This window comes from Xanthomonas axonopodis, assembly GCF_001304695.1.
GTDB classification, from domain to species: domain Bacteria; phylum Pseudomonadota; class Gammaproteobacteria; order Xanthomonadales; family Xanthomonadaceae; genus Xanthomonas; species Xanthomonas axonopodis.
This window is the reverse complement of the sequence record NZ_JFAQ01000130.1, coordinates 1-4,714: the sequence shown is the minus strand read 5'-3', so window position 1 is coordinate 4,714 and position 4,714 is coordinate 1. Positions and strand designations below refer to the sequence as shown.

Sequence of the window (4,714 nt, the reverse complement as noted above, 5' to 3'; positions counted from 1 at the left end):
GGGCGGTGGCGGCGGGTCATCAGGAGGCGGTGGCGCCTCGGGGAGCTGGTAATGCGGTGGCTCAGGCATATTTTCGCGCCCTCGGCGCAGCGCACCTTTCCAGCCGCATGCATGGATTCCATTGCGGCGGCGGTGACTGCCAGCGAGCGCTCGCACACCGGCCAGATCATGGTCGCGGTGGAGGCGGATCTGCCACTGGAGGCGTTGTGGCGCGGACATAGCGCACGGCAGCGCACCGAGCAGGCCTTCGCGCAATTGCGGACCTGGGACACCGAAGCCAATAACGGGGTGCTGATTTACCTGCTGCTGGCCGACCACGCCATCGAGGTGGTGGCAGACCGCGGCCTGCGCAGCCGGGTACCGGAAGCGCGTTGGGCAGAGGTGTGCCGGCGCATGCAGCAATTCCTGCGCGAAGGCCAGCACGAAGCGGCGGTCCTGGCCGGCATCGAGGCGGTGACCGAGCTGTTGGCCGAACATTTCCCGGCCGCCGACGGCGCGCAGCATGAAGACGAGCTACCTGACCGGCCGCGGATCTTAGGCTGAGCGCGTGCGAGGTGTCAGAATAGCGGCCTCGCTCTACGTGATACGCGGTCCGCATGATCTATCTGCACGCCATCGACCCCATCGCCTTCTCGCTCGGCCCGGTGCAGGTGCACTGGTATGGCTTGATGTACCTGGCGGCGTTTTTCTCGGCCTGGGCGCTGGGCCGTTCGCGCATCCTGCGCGGTCGCCTGCCCGGGGTGGACATGGATGGTTTTTCCGACCTGCTGTTCTACGGCATGCTCGGCGTGGTGCTGGGCGGGCGCATCGGCTACATGCTGTTCTATGCGTTCGAGACCTTCCTGGCCAACCCGCTGATCCTGTTCAAGGTCTGGGAAGGCGGCATGAGCTTCCACGGTGGCCTGCTCGGCGTGCTGATCGCCTGCTGGCTGTGGGCGCGCAAGCACCGGCTGCACTTCTTCGATGTGATGGACTTTGTCGCCCCGCTGGTGCCGCTGGGTCTTGGTTTCGGGAGGCTGGGCAATTTCGTCGGCGGCGAGTTGTGGGGCAAATTCACCCAAGCCGGCTGGGGCGTGATCTTTCCGCATGCGCCGGAACTGGCCGACCGGTTGCCCGCGCAGATCCAGGCGCAGTACGCCGCCGGCGCCTTGAACCAGTTCGCTCGCCATCCCTCCCAGCTCTATGAAGCGGCGCTGGAAGGAGTGGTGATGTTCGTGGTGTTGTGGACGTTCTCGATGAAGCCGCGCGCACGGTATGCGGTCTCCGGCCTGTTCGCGTTGCTGTACGGCGTGTTCCGTTTCATCGTCGAATTCGTGCGTGTACCCGACGCACCGATCGGCTACCTGGCCTTCAACTGGCTGACGATGGGCCAGATTCTGAGCCTGCCGCTGATCGCGGTTGGCCTGGTGCTGCTGGCGATGTCGCGCCGCGCACCGGTGTTGCAGCCGGTGCTCCCGGCGCCCGCGGGCGTGGAGGCTGCCAAATGAAGCCGTACCTGGAGTTGTTGCAGCACGTGCTGGAACACGGCGCGGAGAAGTCCGACCGCACCGGTACCGGCACGCGCAGCGTATTCGGCTGGCAGATGCGCTTCGATCTCAATGCCGGCTTCCCGTTGGTGACCACCAAGAAGCTGCACCTGCGCTCGATCATCCATGAGTTGCTCTGGTTCCTGAAGGGCGACACCAATATCGGCTATCTCAGCGACAACCAGGTGCGCATCTGGGACGAGTGGGCCGACGACAACGGCGATCTGGGGCCGGTGTACGGCAAGCAGTGGCGGCGCTGGACCGGCCCGGACGGTGTCGAAATCGACCAGATGCAGTGGCTGGTGGACGAGATCAAGCGCAATCCGGATTCGCGTCGCCTGGTGATCAGCGCCTGGAATGTCGGCGAGCTGCCGCAGATGGCGTTGATGCCGTGCCACAGTCTGTTCCAGTTCTACGTGGTGAACGGCAAGCTCAGTTGCCAGCTCTATCAGCGCAGCGGCGACATCTTTCTGGGCGTGCCGTTCAATATCGCCAGCTATGCGCTGCTGACCCACATGGTGGCGCAGGCCACCGGCCTGGGTGTGGGCGATTTCGTGCATACGTTGGGCGATGCGCACTTGTATTCGAACCACTTCGAACAGGCACGCGAGCAGCTGACGCGCACACCGCGCGCACTGCCTACCTTGCGTTTGAATCCCGAGGTCACCGACCTGTTCGCGTTCCGCTTCGAAGACATCGCCATCGAAGGCTACGACCCGCATCCGGCGATCAAGGCGCCGGTGGCGGTCTGACGTCTGGTCTCGATTAGTGAGACGATGCCGATGCATGTTATTCCTCACTTCGAAGGAAGCGTGTGATGCCTAAAAACTCGATGAAAGCAAGAGAGAAACTTGCAGATTCGCTGATGGCTACGCAGGCAAGCCTGTTCGTTAATTTGACAAGTGTGCTGTTAATAGCCCCGATCGGATTCTTCGGCGTTGTGCTTTATAAAGGCGAGCGGCTAGAGTTTGCAAAAGTGCTCGGGGACCAGTCGTCAGCTGCGCTTGGCGGAATTTTCGTTTGCTATATGGCCGCTTTTTTGGTCGGGATGCTTGGCCGGAAGGCTGCAATGAAAATCTATAACGAGCGATATCCGAACGCATGAAAGTCACATTGATCGTCGCCTTCGACCGCAACAATGCCATCGGCCGCGACAACGATCTGCCGTGGAAATTGCCGGACGATCTCAAGCGCTTCAAAGCGCTGACGCTGGGCAAGCCGATCCTGATAGGGCGCAAGACGGCGCAATCGCTGGGGCGAGCGTTGCCGGGGCGATTGAACTTGGTGCTGACCGGTGCGGGACAGGTGCCGTTCGACGGCATGCAGGCTGTCGCATCGGTAGAGCAGGCGATCGAACGCGCCGTGCAGGATGGGGCGCAGGAGCTGTGCGTGATCGGTGGCGGAGAGGTGTATCGCCTGACCATGGAGCGTGCCGATTTGCTGGCAGTGACTGAAGTGGACACCGCGGTGGAAGGCGCCGACACGCATTTTCCGCCGATCGACCCAGCGGTGTGGTCGCCTGTGAGGCGCGAGTTGCATGCTGCCGATGATCGGCATGCCCATGCGTTTGCGTTCGTGGATTACGCGCGCCGCTGAGCTATGCAGTGGCGCGCCCGGTATTGCGATGGCGACGGGCGCCCTGCGCGCTTAGAGCGGCTAACAAAACTACTGCGCAGCCGCCAGGCGGGCGCGGCCGGTGCTCGGAATCCTCATGTACCCCTCGTACACTCCGGTTCCTGTGCGCCGTCCACGCCCACCTGACGACCGCTCGCTACGTTTTGTTAGCCACTCTTAGTCCTGTGGCGTATCGGCTGGCGGCTTGTGGCCGGCCGCTACGTTCCCCGCATTGCCGCGATTGCCGCGCGAACGCTGACGCCCTTGCCGCTCACGCGGCCGCCGCGGCGCGCGTGCGGCCGGTGCCGGCCCGGTCACTTCGCGTCCGGGCACCTGCACCACGCGCAGCTCATCGCTATCCAGCTGCAACGCCGTCAGCTTGCCGCCCCAGACCGCACCGGTATCGATCGCATGGACGCCCTGGGTGATCGTCAGGCCCAGCGCCGACCAATGCCCGCAGACGATCTTCAGGTCGCGCTCGACACGTCCCGGCACCTCGAACCAGGGATACAGGCCCAGCGCCTGCGTCCCAGGCGTGCCCTTGTCGTCGGTGGCGATACGCCCACGCGGGGTGCAATAGCGCATGCGGGTGAACAGGTTGATGATGGCGCGGCTGCGGTCGTAGCCGCTCAGGCCCGGCGACCAGCCCGGCTGGTCGCCGTACATATTGCGCAGCAGCTTGCGATAGCCGCCGCCCTGCAGTTGCTGCTCGACCTCGCGTGCGTGTTTTTCGGCCATCTGCGTGGTCCACTTCGGCGCCAGCCCGGCGTGGATCATCATCCAGCCCAGTGCGCGGTCCACGTGCGCCAGCTTCTGCATGCGTAGCCAGTCCAGCAGCGCGTCGCGATCTTCGGCCATCACGATGCGCAGCAGATCCGGGTTGACCTTGTGCTGCTCTTCTTCCGAACGCGCACCGATCGCCAGCAACGACAGGTCGTGATTGCCCAGCACCACCACACTGTGCGCGCGCAACGAATGCACCAGGCGCAGCGTTTCCAGCGATTGCCCGCCGCGGTTGACCAGATCGCCGCAGAACCACAGCGTGTCCTGGGCAGGGTCGAAATTGATCTTTTCCAGCAACCGCTGCGTGATGTCGTAGCACCCTTGCAGGTCGCCGATGGCCCAGACGCTCATTGCGCGCGCTCCCTCACTCCAGCATTCATCAGTGCAGCGTCCTGGGCACGCTCAGCACGAAGGCGGCGATCGGGGCGATAAATTCGGTGCCATCGTCGGCCACCATGTCGTAGTGGCCTTGCATCTGTCCGTGCTCGGTCTCCAGCAGCACGCCGGAGGTGTAATGGAAGGCCTCGCCCGGGCGCAGCCACGGCTGTTCGCCGACCACGCCTTCGCCATCCATCTGCTCGGTGCGACCGTTGCCATCGGTGATCTGCCAATGGCGCGCGATCAGGCGCGCAGGCACCGCACCCGCATTCTGGATGCGGATGCTGTAGGCAAAGGCATAGCAGCCTTCGTCCGGGGTGGATTGATGGGCGAGGAAGCGGGGCGATACCTCGACCTCGACCCGGTAGCGCGGATCATCTTGCATGGCGAAAGTCTAAGGCAACGCTGATCAA

The 4,714-nt window shown here is 63.9% G+C and carries 7 protein-coding genes and 1 other RNA gene; 6 read left to right on the top strand and 2 right to left on the bottom strand.

The window, feature by feature from the left end; genetic code table 11:
• The first annotated feature begins 51 nt into the window (after nucleotides 1-51).
• The 6 genes from XAXN_RS12450 to XAXN_RS21435 all read left to right on the top strand — a co-directional run bounded on the left by XAXN_RS12450 (nucleotide 52) and on the right by XAXN_RS21435 (nucleotide 3,313).
• Nucleotides 52-543 carry a TPM domain-containing protein gene (locus tag XAXN_RS12450; protein WP_054319768.1) on the top strand — a complete coding sequence of 164 codons (492 nt, stop codon included), beginning with the start codon at nucleotides 52-54 and terminating at the stop codon, nucleotides 541-543.
• Nucleotides 544-596: 53 nt separating this feature from the next.
• Nucleotides 597-1,487, top strand: coding sequence for a prolipoprotein diacylglyceryl transferase (lgt, locus tag XAXN_RS12445; protein ID WP_011346474.1), 891 nt, complete (start codon nucleotides 597-599; stop codon nucleotides 1,485-1,487).
• The gene (locus XAXN_RS12440) at nucleotides 1,484-2,278 is read left to right on the top strand and encodes a thymidylate synthase (RefSeq protein ID WP_054319767.1); all 795 of its coding nucleotides are present in this window, start codon (nucleotides 1,484-1,486) and stop codon (nucleotides 2,276-2,278) included. Before lgt ends, XAXN_RS12440 begins: the two co-directional genes overlap by 4 nt.
• A gap of 65 nt (nucleotides 2,279-2,343) precedes the next feature.
• Nucleotides 2,344-2,631 (top strand): hypothetical protein, encoded by a 288-nt coding sequence (locus XAXN_RS12435; RefSeq protein WP_054319766.1) that lies wholly within the window; start codon nucleotides 2,344-2,346, stop codon nucleotides 2,629-2,631.
• Nucleotides 2,628-3,122, top strand: coding sequence for a dihydrofolate reductase (locus XAXN_RS12430; protein ID WP_054319765.1), 495 nt, complete (start codon nucleotides 2,628-2,630; stop codon nucleotides 3,120-3,122). Before XAXN_RS12435 ends, XAXN_RS12430 begins: the two co-directional genes overlap by 4 nt.
• 115 nt (nucleotides 3,123-3,237) lie before the next feature.
• A non-coding RNA gene (locus tag XAXN_RS21435) (sX9 sRNA) lies at nucleotides 3,238-3,313 on the top strand.
• Nucleotides 3,314-3,317: 4 nt separating this feature from the next.
• On the opposite strand, the gene XAXN_RS12425 is transcribed toward XAXN_RS21435, so the two are convergent.
• Entirely contained in the window at nucleotides 3,318-4,274 is a 957-nt protein-coding gene (locus XAXN_RS12425; protein ID WP_054319764.1) for a symmetrical bis(5'-nucleosyl)-tetraphosphatase, read from the bottom strand.
• Between the two features lie 28 nt (nucleotides 4,275-4,302).
• Complete coding sequence (gene apaG / locus XAXN_RS12420; protein ID WP_054319763.1) at nucleotides 4,303-4,686, bottom strand: Co2+/Mg2+ efflux protein ApaG; 384 nt, start codon at nucleotides 4,684-4,686, stop codon at nucleotides 4,303-4,305.
• Between the last annotated feature and the right edge of the window lie 28 nt (nucleotides 4,687-4,714).

What these genes read in the sequence shown, in the direction of transcription:
- XAXN_RS12450 (WP_054319768.1), top strand. Translation starts at nt 52, where the DNA reads ATGCGGTGGCTCAGGCATATTTTCGCGCCCTCGGCGCAGCGCACCTTT.
- lgt (WP_011346474.1), top strand. Translation starts at nt 597, where the DNA reads ATGATCTATCTGCACGCCATCGACCCCATCGCCTTCTCGCTCGGCCCG.
- XAXN_RS12440 (WP_054319767.1), top strand. Translation starts at nt 1,484, where the DNA reads ATGAAGCCGTACCTGGAGTTGTTGCAGCACGTGCTGGAACACGGCGCG.
- XAXN_RS12435 (WP_054319766.1), top strand. Translation starts at nt 2,344, where the DNA reads ATGCCTAAAAACTCGATGAAAGCAAGAGAGAAACTTGCAGATTCGCTG.
- XAXN_RS12430 (WP_054319765.1), top strand. Translation starts at nt 2,628, where the DNA reads ATGAAAGTCACATTGATCGTCGCCTTCGACCGCAACAATGCCATCGGC.
- XAXN_RS12425 (WP_054319764.1), bottom strand. Translation starts at nt 4,274, where the DNA reads ATGAGCGTCTGGGCCATCGGCGACCTGCAAGGGTGCTACGACATCACG.
- apaG (WP_054319763.1), bottom strand. Translation starts at nt 4,686, where the DNA reads ATGCAAGATGATCCGCGCTACCGGGTCGAGGTCGAGGTATCGCCCCGC.